This is a genomic window from Curtobacterium poinsettiae (genome assembly GCF_025677645.1).
Lineage (GTDB): Bacteria > Actinomycetota > Actinomycetes > Actinomycetales > Microbacteriaceae > Curtobacterium > Curtobacterium poinsettiae_A.
Window position 1 is genome coordinate 298583 of the sequence record NZ_CP106879.1, and the last position, 16814, is coordinate 315396.

Annotated in this window: 26 protein-coding genes; all 26 read right to left on the bottom strand. The window is 67.0% G+C overall.

The genetic code is table 11. The annotated features are described in order from the left end of the window. Positions 1–27: 27 nt before the first annotated feature. The 26 genes from rplO to rpsL all read right to left on the bottom strand — a co-directional run bounded on the left by rplO (position 28) and on the right by rpsL (position 16614). Positions 28–492 (bottom strand): 50S ribosomal protein L15, encoded by a 465-nt coding sequence (gene rplO / locus OE229_RS01435; protein ID WP_027466723.1) that lies wholly within the window; start codon positions 490–492, stop codon positions 28–30. Next, on the bottom strand, positions 489–674 hold the full coding sequence (rpmD, locus tag OE229_RS01440; protein ID WP_017885515.1) for a 50S ribosomal protein L30: 186 nt from the start codon (positions 672–674) through the stop codon (positions 489–491). Before rpmD ends, rplO begins: the two co-directional genes overlap by 4 nt. Next, positions 674–1501: a 30S ribosomal protein S5 gene (rpsE, locus tag OE229_RS01445; protein WP_182064357.1), complete on the bottom strand. Its 828-nt coding sequence runs from the start codon at positions 1499–1501 to the stop codon at positions 674–676. The genes rpmD and rpsE overlap by 1 nt, the downstream gene beginning before the upstream one ends. Further along, the gene (rplR, locus tag OE229_RS01450) at positions 1498–1872 is read right to left on the bottom strand and encodes a 50S ribosomal protein L18 (protein WP_027466725.1); all 375 of its coding nucleotides are present in this window, start codon (positions 1870–1872) and stop codon (positions 1498–1500) included. The genes rpsE and rplR overlap by 4 nt, the downstream gene beginning before the upstream one ends. 2 nt (positions 1873–1874) lie before the next feature. Then, complete coding sequence (rplF, locus tag OE229_RS01455) at positions 1875–2411, bottom strand: 50S ribosomal protein L6 (protein WP_017885518.1); 537 nt, start codon at positions 2409–2411, stop codon at positions 1875–1877. Between the two features lie 6 nt (positions 2412–2417). Next, positions 2418–2816, bottom strand: coding sequence for a 30S ribosomal protein S8 (gene rpsH, locus OE229_RS01460; RefSeq protein ID WP_017885519.1), 399 nt, complete (start codon positions 2814–2816; stop codon positions 2418–2420). A 153-nt stretch (positions 2817–2969) separates the two neighbouring features. After that, positions 2970–3560, bottom strand: a complete 591-nt coding sequence (rplE, locus tag OE229_RS01465; RefSeq protein WP_110859500.1) for a 50S ribosomal protein L5 — start codon at positions 3558–3560, stop codon at positions 2970–2972. Continuing rightward, entirely contained in the window at positions 3560–3919 is a 360-nt protein-coding gene (rplX, locus tag OE229_RS01470; protein ID WP_017885522.1) for a 50S ribosomal protein L24, read from the bottom strand. The genes rplE and rplX overlap by 1 nt, the downstream gene beginning before the upstream one ends. 3 nt (positions 3920–3922) lie before the next feature. Then, positions 3923–4291 (bottom strand): 50S ribosomal protein L14, encoded by a 369-nt coding sequence (gene rplN, locus OE229_RS01475; RefSeq protein ID WP_017885523.1) that lies wholly within the window; start codon positions 4289–4291, stop codon positions 3923–3925. Positions 4292–4322: 31 nt separating this feature from the next. Next, a complete protein-coding gene (gene rpsQ / locus OE229_RS01480) occupies positions 4323–4607 on the bottom strand; it encodes a 30S ribosomal protein S17 (protein ID WP_017885524.1) in 285 nt (94 codons plus the stop codon). Further along, positions 4607–4927 carry a 50S ribosomal protein L29 gene (rpmC, locus tag OE229_RS01485; RefSeq protein WP_017885525.1) on the bottom strand — a complete coding sequence of 107 codons (321 nt, stop codon included), beginning with the start codon at positions 4925–4927 and terminating at the stop codon, positions 4607–4609. Before rpmC ends, rpsQ begins: the two co-directional genes overlap by 1 nt. After that, entirely contained in the window at positions 4927–5346 is a 420-nt protein-coding gene (rplP, locus tag OE229_RS01490) for a 50S ribosomal protein L16 (RefSeq protein ID WP_017885526.1), read from the bottom strand. The genes rpmC and rplP overlap by 1 nt, the downstream gene beginning before the upstream one ends. A gap of 2 nt (positions 5347–5348) precedes the next feature. After that, positions 5349–6161 carry a 30S ribosomal protein S3 gene (rpsC, locus tag OE229_RS01495; protein WP_017885527.1) on the bottom strand — a complete coding sequence of 271 codons (813 nt, stop codon included), beginning with the start codon at positions 6159–6161 and terminating at the stop codon, positions 5349–5351. After that, positions 6161–6553 carry a 50S ribosomal protein L22 gene (gene rplV, locus OE229_RS01500; protein ID WP_035809257.1) on the bottom strand — a complete coding sequence of 131 codons (393 nt, stop codon included), beginning with the start codon at positions 6551–6553 and terminating at the stop codon, positions 6161–6163. Before rplV ends, rpsC begins: the two co-directional genes overlap by 1 nt. Before the next feature lie 25 nt (positions 6554–6578). Continuing rightward, the gene (gene rpsS, locus OE229_RS01505; RefSeq protein ID WP_017885529.1) at positions 6579–6860 is read right to left on the bottom strand and encodes a 30S ribosomal protein S19; all 282 of its coding nucleotides are present in this window, start codon (positions 6858–6860) and stop codon (positions 6579–6581) included. A gap of 11 nt (positions 6861–6871) precedes the next feature. After that, entirely contained in the window at positions 6872–7711 is an 840-nt protein-coding gene (gene rplB, locus OE229_RS01510; protein ID WP_027466728.1) for a 50S ribosomal protein L2, read from the bottom strand. Between the two features lie 18 nt (positions 7712–7729). After that, positions 7730–8029: a 50S ribosomal protein L23 gene (gene rplW / locus OE229_RS01515; protein ID WP_027466729.1), complete on the bottom strand. Its 300-nt coding sequence runs from the start codon at positions 8027–8029 to the stop codon at positions 7730–7732. Next, positions 8026–8685, bottom strand: a complete 660-nt coding sequence (gene rplD / locus OE229_RS01520) for a 50S ribosomal protein L4 (RefSeq protein ID WP_027466730.1) — start codon at positions 8683–8685, stop codon at positions 8026–8028. The genes rplW and rplD overlap by 4 nt, the downstream gene beginning before the upstream one ends. Positions 8686–8687: 2 nt before the next feature. Continuing rightward, positions 8688–9344, bottom strand: coding sequence for a 50S ribosomal protein L3 (gene rplC, locus OE229_RS01525; protein WP_027466731.1), 657 nt, complete (start codon positions 9342–9344; stop codon positions 8688–8690). A 12-nt stretch (positions 9345–9356) separates the two neighbouring features. After that, entirely contained in the window at positions 9357–9665 is a 309-nt protein-coding gene (gene rpsJ, locus OE229_RS01530) for a 30S ribosomal protein S10 (protein WP_017885534.1), read from the bottom strand. 520 nt (positions 9666–10185) lie between these two features. Continuing rightward, a complete protein-coding gene (locus OE229_RS01535) occupies positions 10186–11013 on the bottom strand; it encodes a DarT ssDNA thymidine ADP-ribosyltransferase family protein (RefSeq protein WP_182064359.1) in 828 nt (275 codons plus the stop codon). An 80-nt stretch (positions 11014–11093) separates the two neighbouring features. Continuing rightward, positions 11094–12071, bottom strand: a complete 978-nt coding sequence (locus OE229_RS01540; protein ID WP_182064360.1) for a DNA topoisomerase IB — start codon at positions 12069–12071, stop codon at positions 11094–11096. 161 nt (positions 12072–12232) lie between these two features. Further along, on the bottom strand, positions 12233–13420 hold the full coding sequence (gene tuf, locus OE229_RS01545; protein ID WP_110859497.1) for an elongation factor Tu: 1188 nt from the start codon (positions 13418–13420) through the stop codon (positions 12233–12235). A 147-nt stretch (positions 13421–13567) separates the two neighbouring features. Continuing rightward, positions 13568–15682, bottom strand: a complete 2115-nt coding sequence (gene fusA, locus OE229_RS01550; protein ID WP_182064361.1) for an elongation factor G — start codon at positions 15680–15682, stop codon at positions 13568–13570. Between the two features lie 87 nt (positions 15683–15769). Next, positions 15770–16240, bottom strand: a complete 471-nt coding sequence (gene rpsG, locus OE229_RS01555; protein ID WP_017885539.1) for a 30S ribosomal protein S7 — start codon at positions 16238–16240, stop codon at positions 15770–15772. Between the two features lie 5 nt (positions 16241–16245). After that, positions 16246–16614, bottom strand: a complete 369-nt coding sequence (rpsL, locus tag OE229_RS01560) for a 30S ribosomal protein S12 (protein WP_017885540.1) — start codon at positions 16612–16614, stop codon at positions 16246–16248. Positions 16615–16814: the final 200 nt, after the last annotated feature.

The following is a 16814-nucleotide window of genomic DNA, read 5'->3' on the forward strand; positions in this document are numbered from 1 at the left end:
CGCAAACGCACGGGCCGCCGACGGGGGTTACTGGGAGACGGTGCCGCCAGCAGCCACGATCTTCTCAGCGGCGGACGCCGAGACCTTGTCGACCGTGACCGTGATCTTCACGGTGATGTCACCCTGACCGAGAACCTTGACCTTCTCGTTCTTGCGGACGGCGCCCTTGGCGACCAGGCCCGCAACGGTGACGTCGCCACCGTCGGGGTAGAGCTCCGAGATCTTGTCCAGGTTCACGACCTGGTACTCGACCCGGAACGGGTTCTTGAACCCACGGAGCTTCGGGGTGCGCATGTGCAGCGGCATCTGCCCACCCTCGAAGCCGACCCGGACCTGGTAACGGGCCTTCGTGCCCTTGGTACCACGCCCAGCGGTCTTGCCCTTCGAGCCCTCACCGCGACCCACGCGGGTGCGGTCCTTCTTGGCACCCTCTGCAGGACGGAGGTGGTGCAGCTTCAGCACCTGCACGCGCTCGTTCTTCTCGTCGCTCATGCGTCGACCTCCTCGACCTTCACGAGGTGCGCCACCGTCGCGATGTACCCGCGGTTCTGGGAGTTGTCCTCACGCTCGACCGAACGGCCGATGCGCTTGAGGCCCAGGCTGCGCAGGGTGTCGCGCTGGTACTGCTTCTCGCTGATAACGGACTTGATCTGCGTGATCTTCAGCATCGCCATCACGCACCTGCCTTCTCGGTCGCGGCACGCAGGGCTGCGGCCTCGGCCTGGAGCAGACGGGCCGGGACGACCCGCTCGACGTCGAGGCCACGACGGCTCGCGACGGCGCGGGGCTCCTCGAGCTGCTTCAGGGCCTCGACGGTCGCGTGCACGATGTTGATGGTGTTCGACGAGCCGAGCGACTTGCTCAGGACGTCGTGGATGCCGGCGCACTCGAGCACGGCGCGGACCGGACCACCGGCGATGACACCGGTACCGGGGCCGGCCGGGCGCAGGAGGACGACGCCAGCGGCGGCTTCACCCTGCACCGGGTGCGGGATCGTGTTGCCGACGCGGGGGACGCGGAAGAAGTTCTTCTTCGCCTCTTCGACACCCTTGGAGATCGCCGTGGGGACCTCCTTGGCCTTGCCGTAGCCGACGCCCACGAGGCCGTTGCCGTCACCGACGACGACGAGCGCCGTGAAGCTGAAGCGACGACCACCCTTGACGACCTTCGAGACGCGGTTGATGGTCACCACGCGCTCGAGGAACTGGCTGTCGCCACCGCGGTTGTTGCGGTCGCGGCCCTGCTGACGGTCACGACCGCCACCACGACGGCCACGGTTGTCGGCGGAGTCGCGGTTGTTGGACGCGGAGCCCGCGGCGGTCTCGACCGGACGCTCGGCGACGGCAGGTGCCTCCGCCTCCTTGCCGGTCTTGGCGCCCTCGGCGGTCGCCTCGGTGGCCGTGGCCTCCGTGCTCGCCTCGGTGGTCTCGACGGCCTCGGTTGCCGTGGCCTCGACGGCCTCGGTCTTGGCGTCTTCGTTGGTGTTCGCGTTGTCGCTCACAGGTTCAGCCCTCCTTCACGGGCACCATCGGCGATCGCGGCGACGCGACCGGCGTACTTGCTGCCACCGCGGTCGAAGACCACGGCCTCGACGCCAGCCGACTTCGCGCGCTCGGCGAGGAGCTCACCGACGCGACGGGCCTTGGCGGTCTTGTCGCCGTCGAACGAGCGGAGGTCTGCCTCCATCGTCGAGGCGCTGGCGAGGGTGTGACCCTTCGAGTCGTCGATGACCTGCACGAACACGTGACGCGACGAGCGGGTGACGGCGAGACGGGGACGAGCCTCGGTGCCGGTGATCTTCTTGCGGAGACGGTTGTGACGACGCGCCTTGGCGGCCGCCTTGCTCTTGCCTCGTGTCTTGAGGAGTCCCATGATCACTTACCTGACTTTCCGGCCTTGCGGCGCACGTTCTCGCCGGCGTAACGGACACCCTTGCCCTTGTAGGGCTCGGGCTTCCGGAGCTTCCGGATGTTCGCGGCGACCTCGCCGACAGCCTGCTTGTCGATACCGGCGACGGTGACCTTGTTGTTGCCCTCCACCGCGAAGCTGATGCCCGCCGGCGGCTCGACCGTGATCGAGTGGGAGTACCCGAGCGCGAACTCGAGGTTCGAGCCCTTGGCCGCGACACGGTAACCGGTACCGACGACCTCGAGGCCCTTGGTGTAGCCCTGGGTGACGCCGATGATGTTGTTGGCGATGAGGGTCCGGGTCAGTCCGTGGAGCGAACGCGACTCGCGCTCGTCGTCCGGACGGGTGACGAGGACCTGGTTCTCCTCGACCTTGGCCTGGATGGGCTCGGCGATGACGAGCGCGAGCTCGCCCTTCGGGCCCTTGACCGCCACGTTCTGACCGTCAACGGAGACGGTGACGCCGGCGGGGATGTCGATGGGGAGACGTCCGATTCGTGACATTGTCGATCACCACACGTAGGCGAGGACTTCCCCACCCACGCCCTTCTGCTCGGCTTCGCGGTCGGTCAGGAGGCCGGAGGAGGTCGAGAGGATCGCCACGCCGAGGCCACCGAGGACCTGGGGGATCTCCGTCGACTTCGCGTAGACCCGGAGGCCCGGCTTCGAGACGCGCTTGATGCCGGCGATCGAACGCTCGCGCTCGGGGCCGTACTTCAGGTCGATGGTGAGGGTCTGCCCGACTCGGGCGTCCTCCACCTTCCACTCGCTGATGTAGCCCTCACGCTTGAGGATGTCGGCGATGTTCTTCTTGAGCTTGGAGCTCGGGAGCGCGACTGCGTCGTGGTGCGCGGAGTTCGCGTTCCGCAATCTGGTCAGCATGTCTGCGACCGGATCGGTCATCGTCATGATGTTCGTCCATTTCTCGCCTGGTTTCGACACCCGTTCCACGAATGCCGACCTGAGCGATCGAGTGATCCCGGGGCGGTTCCCCGAGATCGGTGTGTTCGTGCGTGCGGGCCGGAGGACGTGAATCCTCCGGCCCGCACCGCCCGAAGTAGTTTAGACCGTCTGCTCGTTGGAGCGGAACGGGAAGCCGAGCTGGCGGAGCAGCGCGCGTCCCTCGTCGTCCGTCTTCGCGGTGGTCACGACAGTGATGTCGAAGCCGCGGACACGGTCGATGCGGTCCTGGTCGATCTCGTGGAACACGGACTGCTCCGTGAGACCGAACGTGTAGTTGCCGTTGCCGTCGAACTGCTTGTCGCTGAGACCGCGGAAGTCGCGGATGCGGGGCAGTGCGAGCGTGACCAGGCGGTCCAGGAACTCCCACGCGCGGTCACCGCGGAGGGTGACGTGCGCGCCGATGGCCTGACCCTCGCGCAGCTTGAACTGTGCGATGGACTTGCGGGCGATGTTGACCTGGGGCTTCTGACCCGTGATCGCCGTGAGGTCCTTGATGGCCCCCTCGATGATCTTGGAGTCACGAGCGGCCTCGCCGACACCGGTGTTCACGACGACCTTGACCAGGCCGGGGACCTGGTTGACGTTCGCGTAACCGAACTGCTCGGTGAGGGCCGACTTGATCTCGGCCAGGTACTTCTGCTTGAGGCGCGGCTGGATCTTGCCAGCGGGCGCAGCAGTCGTGTCAGTCATCAGAGCTTCTCACCAGACTTCTTCGCGTAGCGGACACGGACGGTCTTCTTGACGCCGTCCTTCTCCACCTCTTCGGTGCGGAAGCCGACACGCGTCGGCTTCTTCGTCTTCGGGTCGACGAGTGCGACGTTCGAGACGTGGATCGAGGCTTCGTGCTGCTCGATGCCACCGGTCTTCGAACCACGCTGCGTCTGACCGACGCGGACGTGCTTCGTGACGAAGTTCACGCCCTCGACGACGACGCGGTTCTTGTCCTTGAGGACCTCGATGACCTTGCCCTGCTTGCCACGGTCGCCGCCACGCTCCTGCGTCGCGCCCGTGATGACCTGGACGAGGTCACCCTTCTTGATGTTCGCCATGGCTTACAGCACCTCCGGCGCGAGCGAGATGATCTTCATGAACTTCTTGTCACGGAGCTCGCGACCGACCGGACCGAAGATGCGCGTGCCGCGCGGGTCGCCGTCGGCCTTGAGGATCACTGCCGCGTTCTCGTCGAACTTGATGTAGGAGCCGTCCTGACGACGGGTCTCCTTCTTGGTGCGAACGATGACCGCCTTGACGACGTCACCCTTCTTCACGTTGCCGCCGGGGATGGCGTCCTTCACCGTGGCGACGATGACGTCACCGAGGCCGGCGTAGCGACGACCCGAGCCACCGAGCACGCGGATGGTCAAGATCTCCTTGGCACCCGTGTTGTCGGCGACCTTCAGGCGGGATTCCTGCTGAATCACTGCTGTCTCCTATTCCGAAGCAGGCCGAGGCCTACTTGGCCTTCTCGAGGATCTCGACCAGGCGCCAGCGCTTGGACGCGCTGAGGGGACGGGTCTCGCTGATCACGACGAGGTCGCCGACACCAGCGGTGCCGAGCTCGTCGTGGGCCTTCACCTTGGACGTGCGACGGATGATCTTGCCGTAGAGCGCGTGCTTCACGCGGTCCTCGACCTCGACCACGATGGTCTTGTCCATCTTGTCGCTCGTCACGTAGCCGCGACGCGTCTTGCGGTAGCCGCGAGTGAGGGCGGCGGAGTTCTTCTCTTCGTTCGCCATTACTTCTCCTCGGCGGTCTCGGCCTCGGTCGACTCGGCCGGCTTGTCAGCCTTCTTCGTCGTCTTCTTGGCCTTGGGGGCGGTCTCGACGGGCGCGGGAGTGGCACGGATGCCGAGCTCGCGCTCGCGGAGGACGGTGTAGATGCGGGCGATGTCGCGCTTGACGGCACGGAGACGACCGTGGCTCTCCAGCTGGCCGGTGGCCGACTGGAAGCGGAGGTTGAAGAGTTCCTCCTTGGCCTTCTTCAGCTCGTCAGCGAGACGCTCGTTCTCGAACGTGTCGAGCTCCGTCGGACGGAGCTCCTTGGAACCGATCGCCATTATGCGTCGCCCTCCTCGCGCTTGATGATGCGTGCCTTGAGGGGCAGCTTGTGGATTGCACGAGTCAACGCCTCACGGGCGATCTCCTCGCTGACGCCGGAGAGCTCGAAGAGCACCCGGCCCGGCTTCACGTTCGCGACCCACCACTCGGGCGAACCCTTACCGGAACCCATGCGGGTCTCGGCGGGCTTCTTGGTCAGCGGACGGTCCGGGTAGATGTTGATCCAGACCTTGCCACCACGCTTGATGTGACGCGTCATGGCGATACGAGCGGACTCGATCTGACGGTTGGTCACGTACGCCGGGGTGAGGGCCTGGATGCCGTAGTCGCCGAAGCTGACCTTGGTACCACCGGTGGCCTGACCCGAACGCTTCGGGTGGTGCTGCTTGCGGTGCTTGACTCGACGGGGAATAAGCATGGTTACGCCTCAACTCCTGCGCCGGCCGGCGCGTCCTGCGGGGCCTGCTGCGGGCGACGGTCACCGCGGTCGCCGCCACGACGGTCGCCGCCACGGTCGCCACGCTCACCGCGCGGGCCGCCACGACGCTCGGGGCGCGACGAACGCTGGTTCGCCTGCTCGCGAGCGAGCTCCTTGTTCGTGATGTCGCCCTTGTAGATCCAGACCTTCACGCCGATGCGGCCGAACGTGGTCCGGGCCTCGTAGAAGCCGTAGTCGATGTTCGCGCGGAGCGTGTGCAGCGGCACACGGCCTTCGCGGTAGAACTCCGAACGCGACATCTCGGCGCCACCGAGACGGCCCGACACCTGGATGCGGACACCCTTGGCGCCGGCGCGCTGTGCACCCTGCAGGCCCTTGCGCATGGCGCGACGGAACGCGACACGAGCAGAGAGCTGCTCGGCGATGCCCTGCGCGACGAGCTGGGCCTCGGTCTCGGGGTTCTTGACCTCGAGGATGTTCAGCTGGATCTGCTTCTTGGTGAGCTTCTCGAGCTCACCGCGAACGCGCTCCGCCTCGGCGCCACGGCGGCCGATGACGATGCCCGGACGAGCCGTGTGGATGTCCACGCGGACACGGTCACGGGTGCGCTCGAGCTCGATGCGTGCGACGCCGGCGCGGTCGAGGGTCTTCTTGAGGTACTCGCGCACCTTGATGTCCTCGGCCACGTAGTCGGCGTAGCGCTGACCGGCCTTCTTGCTGTCGGTGAACCAGTGCGAGACGTGGTCCGTCGTGATCCCGAGACGGAAGCCGTACGGGTTGACCTTCTGGCCCATTACTTGCTCGCCTTCTTGCTCGTCGCGGCAACCTCGGCCTCGTCGGGCGTCGCGAGGACGACCGTGATGTGGCTGGTGCGCTTGTTGATGCGGAAGGCGCGGCCCTGGGCGCGCGGCTGGAACCGCTTCAGGGTCGTGCCCTCGTCGACGAAGACGCGGCTCACGTAGAGGTCGCGCTCGTCGAGGAAGCTGTTCGTCGAGTCCGCCTTGACCCGTGCGTTCGCGATCGCCGAGGCGACCAGCTTGTACACGGGCTCCGAAGCGCCCTGGGGGGCGAACTTCAGGATGGCGAGGGCCTCGTGGGCCTGCTTGCCGCGGATCAGCTCGATGACGCGACGGGCCTTCTGAGGCGTGACGCGGATGTGTCGCACGCGTGCGATCGACTCCACCATTTCGTTCCTCCTCTGCGTCGCCGCCTCAGCGGCGACGGCCCTTCTTGTCGTCCTTCACGTGACCACGGAAGGTGCGGGTCGGCGCGAACTCGCCGAGCTTGTGACCGACCATCGACTCGGTGACGAACACCGGGATGTGCTTGCGGCCGTCGTGGACGGCGATCGTGTGCCCGAGCATGTTCGGGACGATCATCGACCGACGCGACCACGTGCGGATCACGTTCTTGGTGTTGGCCTCGTTCTGCGTGACGACCTTGCGGAGCAGGTGCTCGTCGACGAAGGGGCCCTTCTTCAGACTGCGTGGCATCTTCTGAACTCCTACTTGCGCTTCTTGCCGGCGTTACGGCGACGGACGATGAGCTTGTCGCTCGGCTTGTTCGGCTTGCGCGTACGGCCCTCGGACTGACCCCAGGGGCTGACCGGGTGACGACCACCGGAGGTCTTGCCCTCACCACCACCGTGCGGGTGGTCGACCGGGTTCATGGCGACACCACGGACGGTCGGGCGGACGCCCTTCCAGCGCATGCGGCCGGCCTTGCCCCAGTTGATGTTCGACTGCTCGGCGTTGCCGACCTCGCCGATGGTGGCGCGGCAGCGTGCGTCGACGTTGCGGACCTCGCCCGACGGCAGACGGAGCTGCGCGTAGGGGCCGTCCTTGGCGACGAGACGCACCGAGGCGCCGGCGGAGCGGGCCATCTTGGCGCCGCCACCGGGGCGGAGCTCGATGGCGTGCACGACGGTACCCACGGGGATGTTGCGCAGCGGCAGGTTGTTGCCGGGCTTGATGTCGGCGCCGGGGCCCTGCTCGATGACGTCGCCCTGCTTGAGCTTGTTCGGCGCGATGATGTAGCGCTTCGTGCCGTCCACGTAGTGCAGGAGCGCGATGCGCGCGGTGCGGTTGGGGTCGTACTCGATGTGCGCGACCTTGGCGTCGACGCCGTCCTTGTCGGAGCGACGGAAGTCGATCACGCGGTACTGGCGCTTGTGGCCACCACCGATGTGACGCGTGGTGATACGGCCGGAGCTGTTGCGACCACCGGTCTTCGGCAGCGGACGAAGCAGGGACTTCTCCGGAGTCGAACGAGTGATCTCAGCGAAGTCGGCGACCGACGAGCCGCGACGACCGGGGGTCGTCGGCTTGTAGTTACGAATAGCCATGATTTATCCCTCTGGTCCTCAGCCGACAGCCGTGAAGATGTCGATCGAACCGGACTTGAGCGTCACGATGGCGCGCTTGGTGTCCTTGCGCTTGCCGAGACCGAACTTGGTGCGACGGGTCTTGCCCGGGCGGTTCAGCGTGTTGATGCTCGCGACCTTGACGTCGAAGATCTTCTCGATGGCGAGCTTGATCTCGGTCTTGTTCGAGCGGGGGTCCACGATGAACGTGTACTTGCCCTGGTCGATGAGCGCGTAGCTCTTCTCCGAGACGACCGGCGAGATGATGACGTCGCGCGGGTCCTTGTTGAAGCCGCTCATGCGGTGATCTCCTTCGCGGTCTTCGACGCGATGAAGGCGTCGAGGGCGCTCTTGCTGAAGACGACGGCGTCCGAACGCAGCACGTCGTACGCGTTGAGCTGGCCGTACGAGAGCGCGTGGACGTTCGACAGGTTGCGGATCGACTTGAGCGTCAGCTCGTCGTCCGTCTCGAGCACGACGAGCACGTTCTTGACGGGCGCGACCTTCTCGAGGAGCGTGCGGGCGGTCTTGGTCGACGGCAGTTCAGCCGCGACGAAGCCCTCCACAGCGGAGATGCGGCCACCGCGGGCGCGGTCCGAGAGCGAGCCGAGCAGAGCAGCGGCGATCATCTTCTTCGGGGTGCGCTGCGAGTAGTCGCGCGGGGTCGGTCCGTGGACGACGCCACCGCCGGTGTGCTCCGGAGCACGGACGGAACCCTGACGGGCGCGGCCGGTGCCCTTCTGCTTGAACGGCTTGCGACCGGCACCGCGGACTTCGCCGCGGTTCTTGGTCTTGTGGGTGCCCTGACGCGCCGCTGCGAGCTGCGCGGTGACGACCTGGTGGATCAGCGGGACGTTGGTCTCGACGTCGAAGAGAGCTGCGGGGAGCTCGACGGTGCCGGACTTGGCACCCGATGCGTCGAGGACGTCGATCGTGGTTGCGGTCGTGGTGGCCATGATCACTTACCCTTCACGGCGGTGCGGACGAAGACGGAGCGGCCACGAGCACCGGGGACGGCGCCCTTGACGAGCAGCAGACCTTTCTCGGCGTCGACGGCGTGCACCGTGAGGTTGAGGACGGTCACGCGGTCGCCACCCATACGACCGGCCATGCGCATGCCCTTGAATACACGCGACGGGGTCGAGGAAGCACCGATCGAGCCGGGCTTGCGGTGGTTGCGGTGTGCACCGTGCGAGGCGCCGACGCCGTGGAAGCCGTGGCGCTTCATGACACCGGCGAAGCCCTTGCCCTTGGAGGTACCGACGACGTCGACCTTCTGGCCCGCCGTGAACGTGCCGTCCACGGTGAGCTCCTGGCCGAGCGTGTACTCAGCGGAGTCGTTGGTACGGATCTCGGTGAGGGTGCGACGCGGGGTCACGCCAGCGGCCTCGAAGTGACCGGCGGCCGGCTTGTTGACCTTGCGCGGGTCGATGGCACCGGCGGCGATCTGGATCGCCTCGTAGCCGTCGCGCTCGGCGTTGCGGATCTGGGTGACCACGTTCGGGCCGACCTCGATCACGGTGACGGGGATGAACTTGTTGTTCTCGTCCCACACCTGGGTCATCCCGAGCTTCTTGCCGAGGAGGCCCTTGACGGTCTTGGTTGAGTTCGCCATTGGTCAGCCCCCTTACAGCTTGATCTCGATGTTGACGTCTGCCGGCAGGTCGAGTCGCATGAGCGAGTCCACGGCCTTCGGCGTCGGGTCGACGATGTCGATGACCCGCTTGTGCGTGCGCTTCTCGAAGTGCTCGCGCGAGTCCTTGTACTTGTGAGGGGAACGGATCACTGCGATCACGTTCTTCTCGGTGGGGAGCGGCACCGGGCCGACCACGGTTGCACCGGCACGGGTCACCGTGTCGACGATCTTCCGGGCCGACGTGTCGATGACCTCGTGGTCGTACGACTTGAGCCGGATGCGGATCTTCTGTCCCGCCATGTGTCTCTTGTCCTCTCTGCGCCGCGCACCCTCTGGCCGCCTGACGCCGCTCGGTTCCGCATTCCTGCGGACCGTGCTGTTTTCCTGAACCAACCGGCCGCATCCACTGGGGATGACCGCTGTTCACCTGTCAACCTCGCGGGCGACCGTGGCCGTCCAGCGTGGGCAATCGACTGCCTCGTGCTCCGGGCGCAGCAGTGGTACACCGCGTCCGTCGCCTCCGGGGAGTCGTGTTCTGCTGCCTGCGGCCCAACCCAGCCCTGCTGAACAAGGGGGTTGTGCACTGCCAGAGCAGTGATCCTGTGGGCATGCACCCACGGGGAATTCGGAACCGGACAAGTCTCGCATAGCCCCGGCCCACGTGCAACCCGGGCGTGTCGCGAATCGCCGGGCGTGTCCCGCCGGCCCGCCCACCCGGATCCACGCGGATCGGACGGCCTGGAGGCCCGGCTCGGCCCCGCAACACGACGCACCCTCCGGACGGGGTCCGGAGGGTGCGTCGGCACGGGTCAGGAGACCGTCACTCGGCGGTCACCGGGGGCACGAACCACGGCGGGAACACGGCCACCCGCGGAGCGTGTCCACCGTGGTCGGCGAGCACGGCGCGGACGGTCTGCCGGGCCTTGTCGTTCGGGACGCCGATGACCGCGACCGAGGTGAACGGCACACTCGGACCAGCGAGCAGCTCGAGGCCGTGCATCTCCGGGTCCGTGAAGTCGGTGCGACGGATCAGGTTGGTGGCGGCGTCCGGTCCGACGGCGAACCGGACGTCGTCGGCGTCGGCGTCCTGGTCGGCGACGATCACCGAGGCACCGAACGCCGAGACCGGCACGACGAGCACGACGTAGTCGATCGCCCGGGTACGGCGGGCGGCGTCCGACCAGCGCTCGCCCTCAGCGCCCGTGCGGAGCTCGTCCCAGCGAGTGGCGTCGGGCGACAACGTGAACGGCACGTGGCCGGCGATCGAGGAACCGTCGGGCGCCTCGGCCTCTGCGCGGGCGGCGCGGGTGTCGGCGGAACTCACGTCCACGACCGGCTCGGCCTGGTCGGACGCCAGGATCGCGCCGGCACCGACGATGCCGTCGAGGTTGTCGATGTGGGTGACGTGGTGGGCGCGGAGCGCTGCGAACTCACGTGCCTCGGGCAGGTCGGCGGACGACGAACGGAGCGACGTCGGCGACCGGAGCGACGTCCCGGGCCCGGAGGCCGGCGGGTCGACGCGCAGGTTGGTGGTGATGCGGGTCCGGCGAGGTGCCGGGGTGGCTGGGATCTCCGACGCCTCGCGCTGCCGGGGTGCGCAGATGTCGCAGAGCTCGGTGGGGAATCCGTGGATGCACTCGTCGGTCACGACTGTTGTGGGTCCTTCCGTGCCGTGTGGGGGTGGTCCGGCACGTCGACCAACGCTACGTCATCCGGACGACCCCCGGGTCATTGTCGGTAGAGCAGCGCCCGGACCTCGGCCTCGGCTGACGCCAGGCGGTTCGGATCGATGGTCTCGCCGTGGTCGTACGCGTCGAGCAACCGGGGGTCGATGTAGCTCTGTCGGCACACCGTCGGGGTGTTGCCGAGCTCGTCGCTGGCGGCCTTCACCGCGTGCGAGACGGCCTTCTTCCGCTTGGCCTGGGACGACTGCGGGCCGGTCTTCGCCAGGTCGACGGCTGCAGCAACCGTGCCGTGCAGTGTGCGGAAGTCCTTCGCGGTGAACTCGTCCCCGGCGCGCTCCTTGACGTAGGCGTTGATGTCCTCGGCGGACAGGGGCTCCCACTCGGCGCCACGCCGTTCGCGGAACGACAGCAGTCGGGCGTTCGGTCCGCGCCGCTTCATGCCGGCGATGACGCGAGCCAGGTCGTGGTCGTGGATGGACGAGGACCACTCCTGGCCACTCTTGCCCGGGAAGTCGAGCTCGATGTCGTCACCGGACACGTGGGCGTGGGCGCAGAGCAGCGTGGACAGTCCCCGACTGCCGTGCTCGGTGGCGTACCGCTCGGACCCCACCCGGAGGGACCCCTGGTCGAGCATGCGGAACGCTGCGGCCAGCGCACGGCGGCGGTCCGGCTCGGGGCGACGGAGGTCCTGCGTGACGCCGCGGCGGGCGACCGGCAACGACTCGGCCAGTGCCAGCGCACGGTCGTACTTGATCCGGTCCATCCGCTCACGCCAGGACGGGTGGTACATGTACTGCCGGCGGCCGGCACCGTCCAGACCCGTCGCCAGGATGTGGCCGTTCGCGTACGGGGAGATCCAGACGTCGTCCCACGCCGGCGGGATCACGAACTCCTCGAGTCGACGGCGCTCGTCCGGGTCCGTCACGGTGTTGCCGTCGGGATCGCGGAACGAGAATCCGCGGCCGGAACGGACGCGGTGGTAGCCGCGACCGGAGGTCGCGGATCTGCGGAGACGTGTCACGCGGTCGAGCCAACTCCGTGACGCCTGGGACGCGTCACGGGGCGGACAGCAGGCGCGACGCCGGCCCGGCCCCGGGCCTCCTGTCCGACCCGTCAGTCGCCGGAGACGACGAAGCGGGGCCGGGCCCGAAGGCCCGACCCCGCCGTCGCAAGGAACCGGAGTTACTTGATGATCTTCTCGACCGTACCGGCACCGACCGTACGACCACCCTCACGGATGGCGAAACGGAGGCCCTCTTCCATGGCGATCGGCTGGATCAGCTCGACCGTCATGGCGACGGTGTCACCGGGCATGACCATCTCGGTGCCCTCGGGCAGCGTGATGACGCCGGTGACGTCCGTGGTGCGGAAGTAGAACTGCGGGCGGTAGTTCGCGTAGAACGGGTTGTGACGCCCACCCTCGTCCTTGGTCAGGATGTACGCGTTCGCCTGGAACTCGGTGTGCGGCGTGACCGAACCCGGCTTCACGACGACCTGGCCGCGCTCCACGTCCTCGCGCTTGAGGCCACGGATGAGCAGACCGGTGTTGTCACCGGCGACCGCCTGGTCGAGCAGCTTGCGGAACATCTCGATGCCCGTGACGGTGGTCTTCTGCGTCGCGCGGATGCCGACGATCTCGACCTCCTCGTTCAGGTTGAGCGTGCCACGCTCGACGCGACCGGTGACGACCGTGCCACGACCGGTGATCGTGAAGACGTCCTCGATCGGCATCAGGAACGGCTGGTCGGTGGCGCGCACCGGGTCCGGCACGTGCTCGTCGACCTGGGCCATGAGGTCCTGGACCGACTTGACCCACTTCTCGTCGCCCTCGAGCGCCTTGAGCGCCGAGACCTGCACGACGGGGGCATCCTCGTCGAACTGCTGCGAGCCGAGGAGCTCGCGGACCTCGAGCTCGACGAGCTCCAGGATCTCCTCGTCGTCCACCATGTCGGACTTGTTCAGTGCGACGACGATGTAGGGGACGCCGACCTGGCGGGCGAGCAGGACGTGCTCACGCGTCTGGGGCATCGGGCCGTCGGTGGCGGCGACCACGAGGATCGCGCCGTCCATCTGTGCCGCACCCGTGATCATGTTCTTCACGTAGTCGGCGTGACCGGGGGCGTCGACGTGCGCGTAGTGACGCTTCTCGGTCTGGTACTCGACGTGCGAGATGTTGATCGTGATGCCGCGCTGGCGCTCCTCGGGAGCGTTGTCGATCTGCGCGAAGTCACGGGCCTCGTTGAGGTCCGGGTACTGGTCGTGCAGAACCTTGGTGATCGCCGCCGTGAGCGTGGTCTTGCCGTGGTCGACGTGACCGATGGTTCCGATGTTGACGTGCGGCTTGGTGCGCTCGAACTTGGCCTTGGCCACTGTGGGTCCTCCTCAGGACTCGGAAGCGTCACCCCCGGCCGACCCTGGATGGGCTCGGGACCGTTGGTGCGCGGTGTGTGTCTGTACTTTACTTGGTGGCGAGGGGCCCGTCGCCGGGCGCCCCCGCCTGTGGAGAAGCGCTGAGCGCTACTCCCCCGCGTTCTTCGCGATGATCTCCTCGGCGACCTTGGCCGGGACCTGGCTGTAGGTCTCGAAGGTCATCGAGTAGACCGCACGACCAGAGGTCTTCGACCGCAGGTCGCCGACGTAGCCGAACATCTCGGACAGCGGCACGCTGGCGCGGACCACCTTGACGCCCGAGGCGTCCTCCATCGAGGCGATCTGGCCACGACGGGAGTTCAGGTCACCGATGACGTCGCCCATGTACTCCTCCGGAGTACGGACCTCGACGGCCATGATCGGCTCGAGGATCGCCGGACCGGCCTTGCGGGCCGCTTCCTTGTAGGCGATCGAACCGGCGATCTTGAACGCCATCTCGGACGAGTCGACGTCGTGCGCCGCACCGTCCTTGAGGATGGCCTTCACGCCGACCGTCGGGTAGCCGGCGAGGATGCCGACCTGCATGGCGTCCTGGATACCGGCGTCGACCGACGGGATGTACTCGCGCGGGACACGGCCACCGGAGGTCGCGTTGACGAACTCGTAGACCTTCTCGCTCGTGACCTCCATCGGCTCGAGCGCGATCTGCACCTTCGCGAACTGGCCGGAACCACCGGTCTGCTTCTTGTGGGTGTAGTCGTAGCGCTCGACGACCTTGGTGAGCGTCTCGCGGTAGGCCACCTGCGGCTTGCCGACGCTCGCCTCGACCTTGAACTCACGCTTCATGCGGTCGACGAGGATGTCGAGGTGGAGCTCGCCCATGCCCTTGATCGTCGTCTGACCGGTTTCGGCGTTGAGCTCGACGCGGAACGTCGGGTCCTCTTCGGCGAGCTTCTGGATGGCCGTGGAGAGCTTCTCCTGGTCGGCCTTCGTGTTCGGCTCGATGGCGACCTCGATGACCGGCTCCGGGAACGTCATCGATTCGAGGACGACCTGGTTGGTCGGGTCGCACAGGGTGTCACCGGTGGTGGTGTCCTTGAGGCCGATGACCGCGTAGATGTGGCCAGCGGTCACGTTGTCGACCGGGTTCTCCTTGTTGGAGTGCATCTGGAAGATCTTGCCGATGCGCTCCTTCTTGCCCTTGGTCGAGTTGATGACCTGGGCACCGGACTCGATCGAGCCGGAGTACACGCGGACGTACGTGAGACGACCGAAGAAGGGGTGCACCGCGACCTTGAACGCGAGGGCCGAGAACGGCTCGGTCGCGTCGGGCTTGCGGATGATCTCCTTCTCCTCGTCCTTGACGTCGTGACCGATCATCGGCGGCACGTCGAGCGGGGACGGGAGGTAGTCGATGACGGCGTCGAGCATCGGCTGGACACCGCGGTTCTTGAAGGCCGAGCCGCAGAGCACGGGGTAGACCTCGGAAGCGATCGTCAGCTTGCGGATCGCAGCCTTGATCTCGTCCTTGGTCAGCTCCTCGCCACCGAAGTACTTCTCGAGCAGGGCGTCGTCGGTCTCGGCGACGCGCTCGATCAGCTTGCCGCGGTACTCCTCGGCGCGCTCCTTGAGGTCCGCGGGGATCTCCTGCACCTCGTACTGGGCGCCCATGGTGACGTCACCCTTGGCATCGCCCGGCCACACCTTGGCGTGCATCTCGATCAGGTCGACGATCCCGACGAAGTCGTTCTCGGCGCCGATCGGGAGCTGGAGCACGAGGGGCTCCGCGCCGAGGCGGTTGATGATGGTGTCGACGGTGAAGTAGAAGTCGGCGCCCAGCTTGTCCATCTTGTTGACGAAGCAGATGCGCGGCACGTCGTACTTGTCGGCCTGACGCCAGACGGTCTCGGACTGGGGCTCGACGCCCTCCTTGCCGTCGAAGACGGCGACGGCACCGTCGAGGACGCGGAGCGAGCGCTCCACCTCGACCGTGAAGTCCACGTGACCGGGGGTGTCGATGATGTTGATCTGGTTGTTGTCCCAGAAGCAGGTCGTCGCGGCCGACGTGATCGTGATGCCGCGCTCCTGCTCCTGCGCCATCCAGTCCATCGTGGCAGCGCCGTCGTGGACCTCACCGATCTTGTGCGTGATGCCCGTGTAGAACAGGATGCGCTCGGTCGTCGTGGTCTTGCCGGCATCGATGTGCGCCATGATGCCGATGTTGCGGACCTTGTTCAGGTCGGTGAGCACGTCCTGTGCCACAGGGTTCCTCCGGAAGAGTTGTAGGAGAGGTTGGCGGCCGTCCGGGCGCCGGGGTTCTTGACCACCGGCACCCGGACGGTGCCGGGACTACCAGCGGTAGTGGGCGAAGGCCTTGTTCGACTCGGCCATCTTGTGCGTGTCCTCGCGGCGCTTGACCGCGGCACCGAGACCGTTCGACGCGTCGAGGATCTCGTTCATGAGACGCTCGGTCATCGTCTTCTCGCGACGGGCCTTGGCGTACGAGGTGAGCCAACGGAGCGCGAGGGTGTTCGCGCGGTGCGGCTTGACCTCGACCGGGACCTGGTAGGTCGAGCCACCGACGCGGCGGCTGCGGACCTCGAGGGTCGGACGGACGTTGTCGAGCGCCTTCTTCAGCGTCACGACGGCGTCCTGCTGGTTCTTGGCGGAAACGCCCTCGAGTGCACCGTAGACGATGCGCTCGGCGAGGCCCTTCTTGCCGTCGAGCAGGATCTTGTTGACGAGCTGACTGACGATCGGCGCACCGTAGACCGGGTCGGCGACGACGGGACGCTTGGGGGCGGGACCCTTACGAGGCATCTAACTCAACCCTTCTTCGCGCCGTAGCGGCTACGAGCCTGCTTACGGTTCTTGACTGCCTGGGTGTCCAGGGCGCCACGGATGATCTTGTACCGCACACCCGGGAGGTCCTTCACACGACCGCCGCGGACGAGCACCATCGAGTGCTCCTGGAGGTTGTGGCCCTCACCGGGGATGTAGGCCGTGACCTCGGTGCCGTTCGAGAGCTTGACACGAGCGACCTTGCGCAGTGCCGAGTTCGGCTTCTTGGGGGTGGTGGTGTAGACGCGGGTGCACACACCACGCTGCTGGGGGTTCGCCTTCAGGGCGGGCGCCTTGGTCTTGGTGACCTTCGGCGTACGACCCTTGCGAACCAGCTGCTGAATAGTAGGCAACTGTTCTCCTGGTTCTTCGCTCGTGCTCTCTGGCCGGCGCGTTCCGCCGGCTTCCTCGTCCCACGCTGAGCACCGCCGGACGGCGGGTGTTCGAGTGGGGGACGGAGTGGTCCGGCTGGGCGATCCCGCTCGCCGGACTTTTCGGGCGCGCCCGAGGGCGCACACCCGGTAGAGACTACCCGCGTGACGGGACGAAATCA